Source organism: Herbaspirillum sp., from assembly GCF_017744395.1.
In the GTDB taxonomy this organism is placed as follows: domain Bacteria; phylum Pseudomonadota; class Gammaproteobacteria; order Burkholderiales; family Burkholderiaceae_D; genus Herbaspirillum.
The window spans coordinates 265,514-282,306 of the sequence record NZ_JAGIBI010000002.1 but is presented as its reverse complement, the minus strand read 5'-3'; the positions used below and the strand labels follow the sequence as shown (position 1 = coordinate 282,306).

15 protein-coding genes are annotated in these 16,793 nt (G+C 63.0%); 1 reads left to right on the top strand and 14 read right to left on the bottom strand.

Annotation, left to right across the window (positions count from 1 at the left end; all coding sequences use genetic code 11):
- Window positions 1-11: 11 nt before the first annotated feature.
- The 8 genes from J7548_RS07155 to hemE all read right to left on the bottom strand — a co-directional run bounded on the left by J7548_RS07155 (window position 12) and on the right by hemE (window position 9,625).
- Window positions 12-818, bottom strand: coding sequence for an SDR family oxidoreductase (locus J7548_RS07155; protein WP_290972375.1), 807 nt, complete (start codon window positions 816-818; stop codon window positions 12-14).
- Between the two features lie 64 nt (window positions 819-882).
- Entirely contained in the window at window positions 883-1,581 is a 699-nt protein-coding gene (locus tag J7548_RS07150) for a thiol:disulfide interchange protein DsbA/DsbL (protein ID WP_290972372.1), read from the bottom strand.
- A gap of 132 nt (window positions 1,582-1,713) precedes the next feature.
- Window positions 1,714-2,412, bottom strand: a complete 699-nt coding sequence (locus J7548_RS07145; RefSeq protein ID WP_290972369.1) for a thiol:disulfide interchange protein DsbA/DsbL — start codon at window positions 2,410-2,412, stop codon at window positions 1,714-1,716.
- Between the two features lie 103 nt (window positions 2,413-2,515).
- Window positions 2,516-3,151 carry an SPOR domain-containing protein gene (locus tag J7548_RS07140; protein ID WP_290972367.1) on the bottom strand — a complete coding sequence of 212 codons (636 nt, stop codon included), beginning with the start codon at window positions 3,149-3,151 and terminating at the stop codon, window positions 2,516-2,518.
- Window positions 3,152-3,170: 19 nt separating this feature from the next.
- Window positions 3,171-4,904 carry an arginine--tRNA ligase gene (argS, locus tag J7548_RS07135; RefSeq protein WP_290972365.1) on the bottom strand — a complete coding sequence of 578 codons (1,734 nt, stop codon included), beginning with the start codon at window positions 4,902-4,904 and terminating at the stop codon, window positions 3,171-3,173.
- A 152-nt stretch (window positions 4,905-5,056) separates the two neighbouring features.
- On the bottom strand, window positions 5,057-5,602 hold the full coding sequence (locus J7548_RS07130) for a DUF6622 family protein (RefSeq protein WP_366005120.1): 546 nt from the start codon (window positions 5,600-5,602) through the stop codon (window positions 5,057-5,059).
- An 87-nt stretch (window positions 5,603-5,689) separates the two neighbouring features.
- Entirely contained in the window at window positions 5,690-7,813 is a 2,124-nt protein-coding gene (locus tag J7548_RS07125) for a primosomal protein N' (protein WP_290972360.1), read from the bottom strand.
- Between the two features lie 732 nt (window positions 7,814-8,545).
- The gene (hemE, locus tag J7548_RS07120) at window positions 8,546-9,625 is read right to left on the bottom strand and encodes a uroporphyrinogen decarboxylase (RefSeq protein ID WP_290972357.1); all 1,080 of its coding nucleotides are present in this window, start codon (window positions 9,623-9,625) and stop codon (window positions 8,546-8,548) included.
- Window positions 9,626-9,863: 238 nt separating this feature from the next.
- Here hemE and J7548_RS07115 point away from each other — a divergent pair, with 238 nt between their 5' ends.
- The gene (locus J7548_RS07115) at window positions 9,864-10,658 is read left to right on the top strand and encodes a transporter substrate-binding domain-containing protein (protein WP_290972354.1); all 795 of its coding nucleotides are present in this window, start codon (window positions 9,864-9,866) and stop codon (window positions 10,656-10,658) included.
- A gap of 146 nt (window positions 10,659-10,804) precedes the next feature.
- Here J7548_RS07115 and J7548_RS07110 read toward each other — a convergent pair whose 3' ends face one another.
- The 6 genes from J7548_RS07110 to atpA all read right to left on the bottom strand — a co-directional run bounded on the left by J7548_RS07110 (window position 10,805) and on the right by atpA (window position 16,752).
- The gene (locus tag J7548_RS07110) at window positions 10,805-11,617 is read right to left on the bottom strand and encodes a polyphosphate kinase 2 family protein (RefSeq protein WP_290972351.1); all 813 of its coding nucleotides are present in this window, start codon (window positions 11,615-11,617) and stop codon (window positions 10,805-10,807) included.
- Between the two features lie 75 nt (window positions 11,618-11,692).
- Window positions 11,693-12,148: a CoA-binding protein gene (locus J7548_RS07105; RefSeq protein ID WP_290972348.1), complete on the bottom strand. Its 456-nt coding sequence runs from the start codon at window positions 12,146-12,148 to the stop codon at window positions 11,693-11,695.
- Between the two features lie 190 nt (window positions 12,149-12,338).
- Entirely contained in the window at window positions 12,339-12,761 is a 423-nt protein-coding gene (locus tag J7548_RS07100) for a F0F1 ATP synthase subunit epsilon (protein ID WP_290972345.1), read from the bottom strand.
- A gap of 72 nt (window positions 12,762-12,833) precedes the next feature.
- The gene (gene atpD, locus J7548_RS07095) at window positions 12,834-14,234 is read right to left on the bottom strand and encodes a F0F1 ATP synthase subunit beta (protein WP_290972342.1); all 1,401 of its coding nucleotides are present in this window, start codon (window positions 14,232-14,234) and stop codon (window positions 12,834-12,836) included.
- Window positions 14,235-14,308: 74 nt separating this feature from the next.
- Window positions 14,309-15,181, bottom strand: a complete 873-nt coding sequence (atpG, locus tag J7548_RS07090) for a F0F1 ATP synthase subunit gamma (RefSeq protein WP_290972339.1) — start codon at window positions 15,179-15,181, stop codon at window positions 14,309-14,311.
- A 29-nt stretch (window positions 15,182-15,210) separates the two neighbouring features.
- Window positions 15,211-16,752 (bottom strand): F0F1 ATP synthase subunit alpha, encoded by a 1,542-nt coding sequence (gene atpA, locus J7548_RS07085; RefSeq protein ID WP_290972336.1) that lies wholly within the window; start codon window positions 16,750-16,752, stop codon window positions 15,211-15,213.
- Between the last annotated feature and the right edge of the window lie 41 nt (window positions 16,753-16,793).

Below are 16,793 nucleotides of genomic sequence, written 5' to 3'. Positions count from 1 at the left end.
GGTGACTCCAATTACAGATTGCGTTTCTTGTGCGGGGCGCGTGCGAACGCCATATCGTACAGCCAGTTGGGCAGCATCCTGAGCAGCTTGGCGACCACGCCCATCTGCCACGGGATGACGCGGTAACTGACGCCCTCGGCGATGCTCTGCAAGGCGCGCGCCGCGAATTTCTCCACCGGCATCAGGAACGGCATGCGGTAGTGGTTGACCTGGGTCATCTGCGTATCGATATAGCCCGGTGCGATGGTCACCACCTTGATGCCGCTGCTGCGCAGCTCCACCCGCAGCGACTCGCAGTAGCTGATCACCGCCGCCTTGGAAGCGCTGTAGGCCTCGGCGCCGGGCAGGCCGCGAATGCCAGCCACGCTGCCGATGCCGACCAGGCGGCAGCGGCGGCGCGCCTCCTCGGGCAGCGCCTTCATGCGCGCCACGAAAGGCGTGAAGGTGGCGAACGTGGCTATGACGTTGACCGCCAGGATACGTTCAAACGCGGCCAGGTCTTCGCGGTATTCGGTCAGCGTGCCTTGCGAGATGCCGGCGTTGGCGATCACCACGTCGGCGCCGCCGAACTCGGCCATGAAGGCGTCGGCCGCCGCCTGCAATGCGGCATGGTCGGTGACGTCGAGGGCATACACGCGGTGGCGCTGCGCATCTGGCAGGCTGGCGCGCAAGGCTTCCAGCTCGGCCGCGCGCCGCGCCACCAGCCCCAGCGTCGCGCCCTGCTGCGCATAGGCGCGCGCCAGCGCCATGCCGATGCCGCTGGAGGCGCCGGTCAGGAAGACGCGCAGCGCCTGGCGCGTAGCTTGGGAATCCGCCATGTCGGCTCCTGTCTGTTTTGATGAATGCGAATGGATGAGGATAGGTTGCGCCCGGGACAGCTTCTTACTTCTTCGCTGCGCCAGCAGCTTTACCGGCCGCAGCCTTGGCCACCAGGTGGTCCATCACTTGCAATGTGGCGGCTTGCAGCGCCGCTTCCGGCTGCCTGCCCAGCCCCGCGCCGACCACGGCCAGCGAGGTGACATAACGGCCATCGATGGCGATCATCGGCACGCCATCGACCTTGTAGGCCTCTTGCAACTGGGCCGCGCGGCGCACTTTTGTCTGTATCCCGAAGGAGTTGTACAGGTCGAGGAATTTCTGCTTGTCCAGGCCTATCCTCTCGATGTAGGCCAGGATGGTCTTGTCGGTATTGAGGCGCTGCTTTTCAACGTGGATCGCCCGGAAAATCTTCGGCGCCAGCTCGTCGGCCTTGCCCATCGCTTCCAGCGTGTAATACAGCTTCTGCTGTGGCACCGATCTGTCCCGGAATGCCACCGGTATCTTCTTGAAACTGATCTTGTCACCCTGCTTCCCGGCCCAGGCCGTCAGCGACGGATCCCAGGAAGCGCAATGCGAACAATCGAAAAAGAAAAACTCGACAACCTCTACCTTGCTGCCCGAATCGGTAGGCTGGGCCTGGCTCAGTACACGGTAGTCCACACCTGCTTGCGGATTGGCCGGCGAAGCGCCCGCATTCACGCCGGCCGACAGGGTCAACACGCCGAAGCCGACTGCCGCCAGCAACTGTCGATGGATGCGCATGACATTATCCTTCTCTGATGAATATGTGAAGAGTCCGCAACCTTGCCCCGCTCCGGCGTCAACACCGGACAGCGCAAAAATGAAAACGGCCCGCGGCCTTGCGGACGCGGACCGTTTGCTGGCCGTCGGCGCTTACTTCTTCTTGCCGCCGGCGGCCTTCTCGGCCGCCGCCTTGGCTACCAGGTGGTCCATCACCTGCAGCGCGGCCGCCTGCTGCATCGATTCCGGCTGGTTGGCCAGCGCCACGCCGACCACGGCCGGCGAGGTGATGTAGCGGCCATCGATGGCGATCATCGGCACGCCGTCGACCTTGTAGGCTTCCTGCAACTGCGCCGCGCGGCGGGCCTTGGTCTGCACGCCGAAGGAGTTGTACAGGTCGAGGAACTTCTGCTTGTCGATACCGGCCTTCTCGATGTAGGCCAGGATGGTCTTGTCGGTGTTGACGCGCTGGCCTTCAACGTGGATCGCCTGGAAGATCTTCGGCGTCAGCGCTTCGGCCTTGCCCATCGCTTCCAGCGTGTAGTACAGCTTCTGCTGCGGCACGAAGCTGTCGCGGAAGGCCACCGGGACTTTCTTGAAGTTGATCTTGTCGCCCTGCTTCTTGACCCAGGCCGTCAGCGACGGATCCCAGGCGGCGCAATGCGGGCAGTCGAACCAGAAGAACTCGGTGACTTCCACCTTGTTGCCCGAGTCGGTGGGCTGGGCCTGGTCCAGCACGCGATAGTCGGCGCCCACTTGCGGATTGGCCGGCGAAGCGCCCGCATTCACGCTGGCGGACAGGGCCAGTACGCCGAAGCTGACTGCCGCCAGCAGCTGTTGGTAGAAACGCATGAAATTACCCTTCTCTGATGGATATTCGAAAGGGCCGGAAAACCGGCCCCGAACCCGCTGCCCCGGCGGTTATCCCCTGCCGCCGGGACGATCGGGTTCCTGATTATTTGGGAATGCGCACGATCGCCGCATCGACCCCGTTATCGGACAATTTGCTGCGCGTGCGGTTCATCGCTTCGGCATGCTCGAAGGGGCCGATACGCACGCGATACAGCACGCCGCTGTCGGCGGTGCGTTCGGTGACCTTGGCTTCGAAACCGAGCAGGGCCAGCTTGGCGCGGGCGCTTTCGGCATCGGCCTGGTCGCGGAAGGCGCCGGCCTGCAGGAAATAGGTCCACTTGTCGTCGGCGGCGTCGCTCTTGGCCGGCGCCTGGACGGCAGGCTTGGCGTCGGCGGCCTTGGCGTCAGGCTGCTTGGGCGGCGTTGCCGGGACGGCCGGCGCCGGCGGTGCCGCCGGGACGGTCGGCTGGGCCGCGGCCGTATTGGGCGGCACCGGCGCCTGCTGCTGTTCGCGGGCCACATCGCGGTTACCGTACAGCGGGCGGTTGGGATCGGCGGCCTGGGCCGGGGTCGGCTCGGCGCGCTCCGGACGGACTACCTTGTTGACGAAGGGAATCGGCGACTTGGTGATCATCAGCGCCACGCCGACGGCGATGCCCAGCCCGACGATCAAACCCAGGATCAGGCCCAGCAGCGTGCCGCCGGCCTGTTTGTGATGTTTCGCGTTCAACTGTTTCACGTTTCTCTTGGTTAGCGATTTACATGCGTGCCGGCGCCGAGACGCCCAACAATGCCAGGCCGTTGCGCAGCACCTGGCGGGTGGCGGCCAGCAGGGCCAGGCGCGCGGATCTGGTTGGGACATCGTCGACCAGCACGCGTTCCGCATTGTAGTAGCTATGCAGTTCGCCTGCCAGATCGCGCAGGTAGAAGGCGACCTGGTGCGGGCCCAGCTCCTGCAGCGCGTGCGCCAGCATTTCCGGGTACTCGGCCAGCTTGGCCAGCAGCGCGGCTTCGCGCGGCGCGGTCAGCGGCGACAGGTCGGCCACGTTCTTGAGTTCGTCTTCGTTGCCGCCCCACTTGCCCAGCACCGTGCAGATGCGCGCGTGGGCGTACTGCACGTAGTAGACCGGGTTTTCGTCGGACTGCGCCAGCGCCAGGTCGACGTCGAACACGAATTCGGTATCGGCCTTGCGCGAGATCAGGAAGAAGCGCACCGCGTCGCGGCCGCGGGTCAGGTCGCGGGCTTCGCCTTCGAGGGCCTCCCCGGCCGACCATTCGATCAGGTCGCGCAGCGTGACGTAGGAACCGGCGCGCTTGGAGATCTTCACCTCTTCGCCGTTGCGCATGACGGTGACCATCTTGTGCAGCACGTAGTCCGGATAGCCCTGCGGGATGCCCACGCCGGCCGCCTGCAAGCCGGCGCGCACGCGCGCGATGGTGCCGTGGTGGTCGCTGCCCTGGATGTTGATGACCTTGCCGTAGCCGCGCTGCCATTTGTTGATGTGATAGGCGACGTCGGGCACGAAGTAGGTGTAGGTGCCGTCGGTCTTCTTCATGACGCGATCCTTGTCGTCGCCATAGTCGGTGGTGCGCAGCCACAGCGCGCCTTCCTGCTCGTAGGTCTTGCCGGCCTTGACCAGCGCCTCGACGGCGGCGGCCACCTTGCCGTCGGCGTACAGCGACGACTCCAGGTAGTAGTTGTCGAACTTCACGCCGAAGGCCTGCAGGTCGAGGTCTTGCTCATGGCGCAGGTAGGCCACGGCGAAACGGCGGATCGATTCGATGTCCTCGACGTCGCCGCTGGCGGTGGCCGGCTCGCCGTCGCTGGCGGAGACGGTCTTCTTGTCGAGAAAGTCGCGCGCGATGTCGGCGATGTAGTCGCCGTTGTAGGCCGACTCGGGCCACCCGGCGTCGCCCGGCTTGAAGCCGCGCGCGCGCGCCTGCACGGAGGTGGCCAGCGTGGCGATCTGCACGCCGGCGTCGTTGTAGTAGAACTCGCGCAGCACATCGTAGCCCTGCGCTTCCAGCAGCGACGACAGCGCATCGCCCAGCGCGCCCTGGCGGCCGTGGCCGACGTGCAGCGGGCCGGTGGGGTTGGCCGAGACGAACTCGACCAGCACCTTCTTGCCCTCGCCGGCGCGGCTCTTGCCGAAGTCGGCGCCTTGTTCGTGGATGACCTTGACCACCGCCTGCTTGGCGGCGGCGGCTACGCGCAGGTTGATGAAACCGGGGCCGGCGATTTCAGCCGACTCGACCAGGCCTTCGCGCGCCGGATCGGCCAGCACGGCCGCCACGATCACTTGCGCCAGTTCGCGCGGATTCTTCTTCAGCGGCTTGGCCAGCTGCATGGCGATGTTGCAGGCGATGTCGCCGTGCGAGGGATCGCGCGGGCGCTCCAGCGTGATGCTGGGCTGCAGTTCGGTGCCGGCGACGAGCGGCTTCAACGCGGACGAGAACAGGTCGGCAATGCTTTGTTTCTGTTGTGCGAGCATGGAAATAGCGAAAAGGCGGAAGCGGATCGCCTGCGGAATCACACACGCGCGGCAGTCGACGCTTACTTGGTTGAGCAGCCGAGATTATACCGGCTGCCGATCCGCTTTGCGCCCGGGAAAGCTGCCATTCCCGCTTTTTACGGCCGCCTTCTTCAGCCCGGTACGACGCCCGGTTGGGCCGCCCCGGCCAGCGCGCGGCGATAAAGATGCACGATTCGCAACAATCGGCCGGCGAAGATGCCCGAGAAAATGCCGTACAAGGCGGCCTGCGGCAAAGCGAACCAGGTATTGGACGCCAATTCCGGATGCAGCGCCAGCGCGACCGCGGCGCTGTATTTGACGGCAAAGATCCCCAGCGTCAGCAGCAGCGGCTGCCAACTGCCGCGCAGGGCGATACGGCGGCGCACGGCATCGACGCGGATGGCGGCGGCAGCCCGGCTGCGGAAACCGAAGAAGCCGGCAACCAGCATGGCGGCGGCGCCCAGCAAGGCATTCGCCGGATGATGGCCGAAACTGAGCAGCAAGCCCGACAGCGACAAGGCCAGCATCACGACCGGCATCGCCAGCGCCGAGAACAACGGGATTTCACGGTCGCGCCCGGCCTGCCAGCCGCGATACAGCAAGAAGGCCAGCAAGGGCCAGACCCACAGGGGAGTATGCGTGACGATGCCGATGACCATGGGATGCTCCTGTGCAATGGATGGATGACGGGAGCAGCTTAGCGACCTGGACGAACCCGGCCCAGCGCCTTGCGACGAAATGCGTCCGGCGCTGCCTCAAGGGCCTCAAATATCGACCGGATCGACTTCCAGCGACCAGCGCACCCGCGTCTTCACTTGCCTGAGTTCGGCCAGCCATTCCTTGAGGAAAGCCTGCAGGGCCGGGCGCGACGGACATTCCACCAGCAGTTGCGCGCGCTCGGTGTTGGCCACCCGCATCAGGGTCATCGGGATGGGCGGATTGATGGTGATGGCGGGCGCTTCCAGCAGGGTCGCCGCCTCTTCCAGGAAGCCGATGGCCTGCGCCAGTTCGCGCGCCTCGGCGCGCAGCAGCGCCTGGTACATGAAGGGCGGGAAGCAGGCTTGCCGGCGCTCCTCCAGCAGCGTGCCGGCGAAGCCGTCGTAGTCGTGCCGCATCACCGCCTGGTACAGCGGATGGTGCGGATAGCGGGTCTGGATCAGCACTTCGCCCGAACTGCCGTCGGCCGACAGCCCGGCGCGGCCGGCGCGCCCGGCCACCTGCATCAGTTGCGCGAACAGGCGCTCGCTGGCGCGGTAGTCATGCGAGAACAGCGCGGTGTCGGGATTCATCACCCCCACCAGCGTGAGTTTTTTGAAATCGTGCCCCTTGGCCACCATCTGGGTGCCGATCAGGATGTCGACCTCGCCGCGGTGCACGCTGTCGAAGGCAACCTGGGCAGAGCCTTTCAGGCGCGTCGAATCGGCATCGATGCGCAACACCCGCGCCTCCGGGAAGATCGCCTGCAAGCCCTCTTCCACCCGCTGGGTGCCGCGCCCCAGCGGTTGCAGGTCGATGTTGCCGCAGGTCGGGCAAGACTTGGGGATGTGCAGTTCCAGGCTGCAATGGTGGCAGCGCAGGCGGCGTTCCGGCCGGTGCACCACCATGAAGGCGTCGCAGCGCATGCAGTTGCTGATCCAGCCGCAGGCGTCGCAGGCCAGCACCGGGGCGTAGCCGCGCCGGTTGAGGAACAGCAAAGACTGCTCGCCGTTTTCCAGCCGCTTGCGGATGGCGCCGATGAGCGTGGAGGTCAACCCGTCCTGCGGCTTGTCGCGCTCCATGTCGACCACTCTGACCTTGGGCAGCACCGCCTGCTGCGCGGCGCGCTGGCGCAGTTCCAGGCGGCGGTAGCGGCCGGCCTGGGCGTGCTGCCAGGTTTCCAGCGAGGGCGTGGCCGAGCCCAGCACCACCGGGATGCCGAGCTGGTGCGCGCGCCATACGGCCAGGTCGCGCGCGGAATAGCGCAGGCCTTCCTGCTGCTTGTAGGAGGGATCGTGCTCTTCGTCGATGACGATGAGCTTGAGATGCGGCAGCGAAGACAGGATCGCCAGCCGCGTGCCCAGCACGATGTGCGCCTGCCCCAGATGGGCCGCCAGCCAGTTGCGGGTGCGCTCGCCCTCGGCCAGGCCGCTGTGCAGCGCGACCACGTTGAGGTGCGGGAAGCGCGCGCGGATATTGCCTTCCAGCTGGGGGGTGAGGTTGATTTCCGGCACCAGCACCAGGATCTGCGCGGGGATGGACGGTTCACCCGGTGCCTGATCCGCTGCCGCGCGCTGCAGGATCGCGGCAGCGGCCTGCAGGTAGACCTCGGTCTTGCCGCTGCCGGTGACCCCGTACAACAGCAAGGGGGCGAACCCTTGCGCCCCGGCGATGGCGTCGACCGCCTGCTGCTGCGCGGCGTTGAGCGGCGGCGCGGCGCCGAACTGCATGGGATCGGCGGGCGGCGCCGGCTCGGCGGCCGGTTCGCTCTCGGCGGACTTGGCCTTTGCCTTGCGCTTCTTGGGCGGCGCGGCGATCTTGCCCAGCGCCTTGAGCGCCTTGTCCAGCGCCACCGTGGTCAAGGCCCGCAGGTTCTTGGGCAGGCCCGGCAGCATCACTTCTCCCAAGGGGCGCTGGTAGTAGTCGGCGGCGAATCCGCACAGCGCCAGCCAATGCGCCGACAAGGGCGGCAACTGGCTGCGCACGGCGAGCACATCCTTGATCTTGTCCGCGCTCAGTCCGGTCTCGGCCGCATGGCCGACCACCACGCCGACCGCTTCGCGCCGCCCGAACGGCACCACCACCAACTGGCCGACGGCAGGGATCGCTTCATCCTCCCGGCCGCGCCAACAATAATCGAAGACGGTATGCAAGGGGGTGTCGAGCGCGACTTGGAGGATGCACTGTTCCACGAACTTAATGTAATTCCTGAAAAACTGAGCTAACTATAGGTTTCAGCGGTATTTTTTGACCTATCCACAAATCCTGTGGATAACTTTGGGGACAAGTCGCCCTTGACAGGCTTTCCGCCAGACTGGAAGCGGCTTTCAATAAATTGCCCAAATCAAAAGCAAAAAATTAAACCAATAAAATCAAATACTTATATTTTCTCCGGGCAGACGAAAAATTTATTTGCGAAATTTTTTTTAGTCGCCGGAGCATCCCCTTCCATGTGCATAAGTCCAGCTTGCACCAAGCTGCCGCGAGCATTTGTCAAGGCTTGACCGGCAATCGGGGAGGAACATTTTTGCCGGAAGTCCCGTTCGAAACCAGTGTGCCTATTTAAAGTAAAACTTCAAAAGTACACGTAAACAACGGTTTCATAAGCGCTTTTAGGGTTATGCACAAATCCTGTGGATAACTTTGTTGAAAAGTGCCTCTTGACAGCCCGCAAGCCCGCCAAGGCCGGGCCTTCCAATAGATTGCCCAAAAGCGGAGCAAAAAATAACATCAATAAAATCAACCACTTAGAAATATGAATCGGCCAACGAAATTCGCATGTCGATATTAACGATTCTTAATAAGGAAGCAGCCGGAAATGTGCATAAGTCTGGGCCGGCTGATCAAAAGACGCACAGGCCGCACCGTTTGGGCTCACACGCGCGCCAAGCGGGCGCAAACCGCGGCCGGACATCCCGCCGTCCTCACTGCCGCAGGCTGCGGCTGATCTCGTGCACCGCCTCGGCCAGTACCGTCACCGCCTCGGACGGGGTGTGCTGGGAAATGCCGTGGCCCAGGTTGAAGACATGGCCGCTGCCCGCGGACGGCTTGCCGAAGGACTCCAGCAGCTTGCGCACCTCGGCGCGGATGGCGTCGTCGCCGGCGAACAGCACGTTGGGATCGAGGTTGCCCTGCAGCGCCACCTTGTCGCCGACACGGCGGCGGGCTTCGCCCAAGTTGACCGTCCAGTCGAGGCCGACGGCGTCGGCGCCGATGGCGGCGATCTGCTCCAGCCACAGGCCGCCGCCCTTGGTGAACACGATCACCGGGATGCGCGCGCCGTCCTGCTCCCGCTTCAACTGGCGCACCACGTCGGCCATGTAGGCTAGCGAGAATTGCTGGTAGATGCCGTCGGCCAGGGCGCCGCCCCAGGTGTCGAAGATCATCACGGCCTGCGCGCCGGCGTCGATCTGCGCATTCAGGTAAGCCGCCACCGCCGCGGCGTTGGTCCTGAGGATGTGGTGCATCAGGTCGGGACGGCCGTAGAGCATGCTCTTGACCAGGCGGAAGTCGTCCGAGCCACCGCCTTCGATCATGTAGCAGGCCAGCGTCCAGGGGCTGCCGGAAAATCCGATCAGCGGCACGCGGCCGTCGAGCTCGCGGCGGATCTGCGTCACGGCGTCGAAGACATAATTCAGTTTGGCAAGGTCGGGCGCCTGCAACGCCTTGACCGCCGCTTCATCGCGCAACGGGCGTTCGAACTTGGGGCCTTCGCCTTCGGCGAAATACAGCCCCAGGCCCATCGCATCGGGCACGGTAAGGATGTCGGAGAACAGGATGGCCGCGTCCAGCGGATAGCGCTGCAACGGCTGCAGCGTGACTTCGGTGGCGTAATCGGGGTTGGTGGCCAACCCCATGAAGGAGCCGGCGCGGGCGCGTGTGGCGCGGTATTCCGGCAGGTAGCGGCCGGCCTGGCGCATCAGCCACAGCGGCGTGTAATCCGTCGGCTGGCGCAGCAGGGCGCGCAGGAAAGTATCGTTTTTCAGCGGTGCAAATCGGGACATGGTCAACCTGTGAAAGTTGCAGACGGCAAACCTCCATTATCTCATTCAAACCGGCCAAGTCCGGCTAATTATCGGTATCGGCCCGCACCGATATTGATCTGGATCGCGCCTGCTACCGGCGCTGCGAAAGCCCGGCCATTTTTGTTATGATCGGCGGGCAACAAAAAGACGAACCGGCGGCCCGCCACCATTCGAACAACCAGGCGCCGCATAGCCAATACATCCATCAGGAGACAACATGAAAAAGCTTCTCGGCGCCGCCTTGCTGGCCGCCCTCGCCCTCGTTTCGCTATCGGTCCGCCCGGCCCTCGCCGCCGACGGCGAAGCCAATGTGTCGCGCCTGGACCAGGTGCTCAAGTCCGGCACACTGCGCGTGTGCATGACCGGCGACTACAAGCCCTTCACCTTCTACCGCCCCGACCAGAGCTTCGAGGGCATGGATGTGGAACTGGCCACCTCGCTGGCCAAGTCGCTGGGAGTGCAGGCGCAGTTCGTGAAGACCACCTGGAGCAACCTGATGAACGATTTCATCGCCCAGTGCGACATCGCCATGGGCGGCGTGTCGATCACGCTGGAACGCCAGAAGAAGGCGGCGTTCTCGGCGCCGACCATGGTGGACGGCAAGGCGCCGGTAGTGCGCTGCGCCGACAAGGACAAGTTTCGCAATTTCGAACAGATCGACCAGCCCGGCACCCGCGCCATCGTCAATCCGGGCGGCACCAACGAACGCTTCGCGCGCACCCGCTACCAGCGCGCCACGCTGACGCTGCATCCGGACAACGTGACGATCTTCCAGCAGATCGTCGACGGCCGGGCGGATGTGATGGTGACCGACGCCAGCGAGACCATGTGGCAGGCCAAGCTCCATCCCGAGCTGTGCCCGGTCAATCCCCAGCAGCCGTTGCAGTTCGCGGAAAAGGCCTACATGCTGCCGCGCGGCGATGTAGCGTTCAAGGAGTATGTGGATGCCTGGCTGCACCTGGCCAAGGCGACCGGAGAATATCAGCAGGTGTTCGACAAGTGGCTGAAGTAAGCATACGCGCTGTCGTCCCGGCGCAGGCCGGGCCCCAGTGGCGTAGGCCGCGCGTCAACGCCGGTTGAACGACGCCGGGTCCCGGCTTTCGTCAGGACGGCGGCGATTGTGGTTGGGCCAGTTAGTTGCGCAGCCCTGGCCGCAGCTCAATCGAACTTGATCTTCTTCAATTCCGGCTTCGGGTCTGGAAACTTGAGTTTCAGCGACTCCAACGTCTCCAGCACGATGCCGGCGATCACCAAGTTGCGGTGCGTCTTGGAGTCCGCCGGCACCACATACCATGGCGCATGCTCCGTGCTAGTGGCACGCAGGGCATTCTGGTAAACCTGTTGATAACTGTCCCAGTTTTTGCGCCCTTCCAGATCCTCGATCTCGAATTTCCAGTTCTTGTGGGGCTCATCGATGCGCGATTGCAGGCGTTCCTTCTGTTCATCCTTGGAAATGTGCAGGAAGAACTTGAGGATAATCGTGCCGGTTTCGCTCAGCATCCGTTCAAAATCGTTGATCTGGGCGTAGCGGCGCTTGCACTCCTTGTCGTCGATCCAGTCGTGCACGCGCGTGATCAGCACGTCTTCATAATGGCTGCGGTTGAACACAGTAATCTCGCCAGCCTCCGGCACCTGCTGGTGGACACGCCAGAGATAATCGTGCGCCAGCTCGACCGCCGTCGGCGCCTTGAAGTTGGCAATACGGATGCCCTGCGGATTGACCCTGGCGAATACTTCGTTGACCGTGCCGTCCTTGCCGCTGGTATCCATCCCTTGCAGGATCACCAGCAGCTTGTGCTCGCGACTGGCATAGAACATCTGCTGCTGCTCGCTGATGGCGGCGGCCAGGCGGCTGACCTCGGCCTTGTCCTGCTCCTTATTGCCGGAAGACAGCGGCTTGTCTGAAGCGCTGCTGTCTTCGATCTTCACCTTGCTGTCGGCGACGAATTGTTCTGCGATTTTTTGTGGCATGTTCAGTCTCTTCGATTGTGATGGAGGTGCCCCGCTGATGCCTTGCCGATCATGCCCCATGGCCGGCAAGCGAACTCACAGCACGCCGTAGTCATTTCCCAGGCGATGCTCGATCTTGATGCATTTATCCATGACCACCTTCAATCCGGCGGCCCGCGCACGGGCGGCGGCCTCTTCGTGGAAGATATCGAGCTGCATCCACACGCATTCGGCGCCGATGGCGATGGCCTCATCCACCACTGGCGGAATGTCGGACGATTTGCGGAAGCAGTCGACGATGGCGATGCGCAGGCCTTCCTTTGCCAGCGCCTCTGCCGCTTCCTGCAACGTGGCATGGCAACGCTCGCCCAGGATGACCTGGCCGGCATACATCGGATTGACCCCGACGATGCGGTAACCCGCCGACTGCATGTACGCCGCGACATCGTAACTGGCCCGCACCGGGCGATTGGACAAGCCGACCACGGCAATCACCGGCTTGCCGCCGGCTTGGAATGAGAGTGGCTGTTGTGCGTTGCCGGTTTGCGGCATGGAGTTCTCCTGTCTCGTTCGGCGCCGGCGATATGTACCGCAATGAAGGGCGCCGTTTATTTTATTGAGACTAACGCAATATGCGCCAGCGCGCATCCGTCAACCGCGCGCCAATGAAAAAAGGCAGCCGAGGCTGCCTTTTGACTTGCTGCTTTTGCCATCGCACTGATGCGATGGCGACGCCGACGAATCAGCGCTTCTGACGCAACTTCTGGATCGCGGCCAATTGCGCGACTGCGGCGGCCAGTTCGGCTTGCGCAGCGGCGTAATCGATCTTCGAATCGCGATTGGCCAGCGCTTCTTCAGCCAGCTTCTTCGCTTCCGCTGCCTTGGCTTCGTCCAGGTCGGCGCCACGGATCGCGGTGTCGGCCAGCACGGTCACGGCGTCCGGCTGAACTTCCAGCAGGCCGCCGGCCACGAACACGAACTCGTCGTTGGCCTGGCCCGGCACCTTGATACGGACGGCACCCGGCTTGATGCGCGTGATCAGCGGAGTATGGCGGGGATAGATACCCAGCTCGCCCGCTTCACCCGGCAACGCGACGAATTCAGCCTCGCCGGAGAAGATCGCCTCTTCCGCCGAAACCACGTCCACGTGAATAGTATGTGCCATGTCGTTTCCTATCCGATTGACCGCTCCCGAGCATCAGCAATGCGCGGGAGCGGCGCCGAAGATCATTGATGCTTAGTTGATCTTCTTGGCTTTTTCGATTGCTTCTTCGATCGTGCCGACCATGTAGAACGCTTGTTCCGGCAGGTGATCGAGTTCGCCGCTGGCGATCATCTTGAAGCCCTTGATCGTGTCCTTCAGCGAAACGTACTTGCCGGGCGAGCCGGTGAACACTTCAGCAACGTGGAAAGGCTGCGACAGGAAACGCTGCATCTTACGAGCACGCGCGACCAGCAGCTTGTCTTCCGGAGCCAGTTCGTCCATGCCCAGAATCGCGATAATGTCGCGCAGTTCCTTGTAGCGCTGCAGGGTGCCCTGGACAGCGCGCGCGGTCTCGTAGTGCTCCTGGCCGACCACTTGCGGGTCCAGCTGGCGCGAGGTCGAGTCCAGCGGATCGACCGCGGGGTAGATACCCAGCGAAGCGATGTCACGCGACAGAACGACGGTCGAGTCCAAGTGGGCGAAGGTGGTTGCCGGCGACGGGTCGGTCAAGTCGTCCGCAGGGACGTACACGGCCTGGATCGAGGTGATCGAACCGGTCTTGGTCGAGGTGATACGCTCTTGCAGGCGGCCCATTTCCTCGGCCAGCGTCGGCTGGTAGCCCACGGCGGAAGGCATACGGCCCAGCAGCGCGGACACTTCGGTACCGGCCAGGGTGTAACGGTAGATGTTGTCGACGAAGAACAGCACGTCCTTACCTTCATCGCGGAAGCCTTCAGCGATGGTCAGGCCGGTCAGCGCCACGCGCAGACGGTTGCCCGGCGGTTCGTTCATCTGGCCGTAAACCATGGCCACCTTGGAGTTGGCCGGGTTTTCCAGATCCACGACCTTGGCGTCGGCCATTTCGTGGTAGAAGTCGTTACCTTCACGGGTACGCTCACCAACACCGGCGAACACGGACAGACCGCTGTGCGCCTTGGCGATGTTGTTGATCAGTTCCATCATGTTCACGGTCTTGCCCACACCGGCGCCGCCGAACAGGCCAACCTTGCCGCCCTTGGCGAACGGGCACACCAGGTCGATCACCTTGATGCCGGTTTCCAGCAGCTCTTGCGACGGCGACAGTTCGTCGTACGCGGGAGCCTTGCGGTGAATCTCGGCGGTTTGCGCGTGGCTCACCGGACCGCATTCGTCGATCGGGTTGCCCAGCACGTCCATGATGCGGCCCAGGGTCGCAGTGCCGACCGGCACGGTGATGCCATGACCGGTGTTCGTGATGGTCAGGCCGCGGCGCAGACCGTCCGACGAACCGAGTGCAATGGTACGAACCACGCCATCGCCCAGCTGTTGCTGGACTTCCAGGACCAGGTCAGAACCTTCCAATTTCAAGGCATCGTAAATCTTGGGCATGGCATCGCGCGGAAACTCCACGTCCACCACGGCGCCGATACACTGAACGATTTTGCCATCAGCCATTTTCGTTCCTTCAATAGATAAAATTTAAAATCTGATTCGCATCGCTGCGTTACGTTAGTTAGCTGGCCAGTCGATCAGCCGACCGCAGCCGCACCGGCAACGATTTCCGACAGTTCTTTGGTAATCGCTGCCTGGCGTGTCTTGTTGTAGACCAACTTCAACTCGCCGATCACGCTACCTGCGTTGTCGCTCGCTGCCTTCATCGCAACCATGCGCGCCGATTGCTCGGACGCCATGTTTTCTGCGACAGCTTGATAGATCAGTGCTTCAACGTAACGCACCAGCAGTTCATCCACCACGGATTGCACATCGGGCTCGTAGATGTAGTCCCAGGAGTGCGCACCCTCGTCAGCCTTGAGCTTGTCGCTGGACAGCGGCAGCAGTTGCTGCAGGGTGGCTTCCTGCTTCATCGTGTTGATGAACTTGGTGTACACCAGGTACACCGCGTCCAGCTTGCCTTCCTGGTAAGCGTCGAGCAGCACCTTGACGGGGCCGATCAGCTTTTCCAGGTGAGGCGTATCGCCCAATTGCGTCACGTTGGCGGCAATGCGCGCGCCGATGCGGTTCAGAAAACCCAAGCCCTTGTTGCCAACGGCGACGGTCTCGATTGCATTGCCCTGGCCTTCGAGTTCACGAATCTTCGTGGTCAAGAGGCGCAGCGAGTTGGTGTTCATGCCGCCGCACAGACCCTTGTCGGTCGTGACGACGATGAAACCAACGCGCTTGGCCGTATCTTGCTTGACCATGAACGGATGCGTGTACTCCGGATTGGCCTGCGACAGGTTGGCCGCAATATTGCGGATCTTGTCGCTGTATGGGCGAGCAGCGTGCATCCGGTCCTGCGCCTTGCGCATTTTGGATGCCGCGACCATTTCCATCGCCTTGGTGATCTTCTTCGTATTTTCTACGCTCTTGATCTTGCCACGTATCTCTTTACCTGTAGCCATGAGTCATACTCCTTATAGCTTCAGTGAGATCAGTACGCGCCGGATTTCTTGAAGTCGGCAATGGCTGCTGCCAGAGCTGCTTCGGCGTCCTTATCCAGTTGCTTGGTGTCTTCGATCTTCTTCAACAGGTCGGCGTGGCTGGTCTTCATGAAGTTCAGCAGGCCGGCTTCGAAAGCCAGGATCTTCTTGACTTCGACGTCGTCCATGAAACCCTTGTTGACGGCGAACAGCGACACGGCCATCAGCGAGATCGATTGCGGGGTGTACTGAGCCTGCTTCAGCAGTTCGGTCACACGCGCGCCGCGATCCAGCTGCTTGCGGGTGGCTTCGTCCAGGTCGGAAGCGAACTGCGCGAAGGCGGCCAGTTCACGGTACTGCGCCAGGTCGGTACGGATACCGCCGGACAGGCCCTTGATGACCTTGGTCTGGGCAGCGCCACCGACGCGCGACACCGAGATACCGGCGTTGATCGCAGGACGGATACCGGCGTTGAACAGCGAGGTTTCCAGGAAGATCTGGCCGTCGGTGATCGAGATCACGTTGGTCGGAACGAAAGCGGACACGTCGCCGGCTTGCGTTTCAATGATCGGCAGCGCGGTCAGCGAACCGGTCTTGCCCTTGACGGCGCCGTTGGTGAACTTCTCGACGTAGTCGGCGTTCACGCGGGCAGCGCGTTCCAGCAGGCGGCTGTGCAGGTAGAACACGTCGCCGGGGTAAGCTTCGCGGCCCGGCGGACGGCGCAGCAGCAGCGAAACCTGGCGGTAAGCCACGGCCTGCTTGGACAGGTCGTCATACACGATCAGGGCGTCTTCGCCGCGGTCGCGGAAGTATTCGCCCATGGCGCAACCCGAGTAGGCCGACACGTATTGCATCGCTGCCGATTCGGAGGCGGTAGCGGCCACGACGATGGTGTATTCCATCGCGCCGTGCGCTTCCAGTGCGCGCACCACGTTCTTGACCGACGAAGCCTTCTGGCCGATCGCGACGTAGATGCAGGTCATGTTCTGACCCTTCTGGTTGATGATGGCGTCGATCGCGACGGCGGTCTTGCCGGTCTGGCGGTCGCCGATGATCAGTTCGCGCTGGCCGCGGCCGACGGGAACCATCGAGTCGATCGACTTCAGGCCGGTCTGCATCGGTTGCGACACGGACTCGCGCGCGATCACGCCCGGAGCGATCTTTTCGATCGGGGCGGTCAGCTTGGTATTGATGGGACCCTTGCCGTCGATCGGCTGGCCCAGGGCGTTGACCACGCGGCCGCGCAGTTCCGGGCCGATAGGCACTTCCAGGATGCGACCGGTGCACTTGACGGTGTCGCCTTCGGAAATGTGTTCGTACTGGCCCAGGATAACGGCGCCGACCGAATCACGCTCCAGGTTCAGCGCCAGGCCGAAGGTATTGCCCGGGAATTCCAGCATCTCACCTTGCATCACGTCGGACAGACCATGGATACGGCAGATACCGTCGGACACGGAAATCACCGTGCCCTGATTGCGAATCTCAGCGGAATCGCCAAGGCCTTGGATCCGGCTCTTGATCAGCTCGCTGATTTCAGATGCGTTGAGTTGCATACTAACTCCTAAAAATTGTTCTTTCGCTTAGCCAGGCTCGG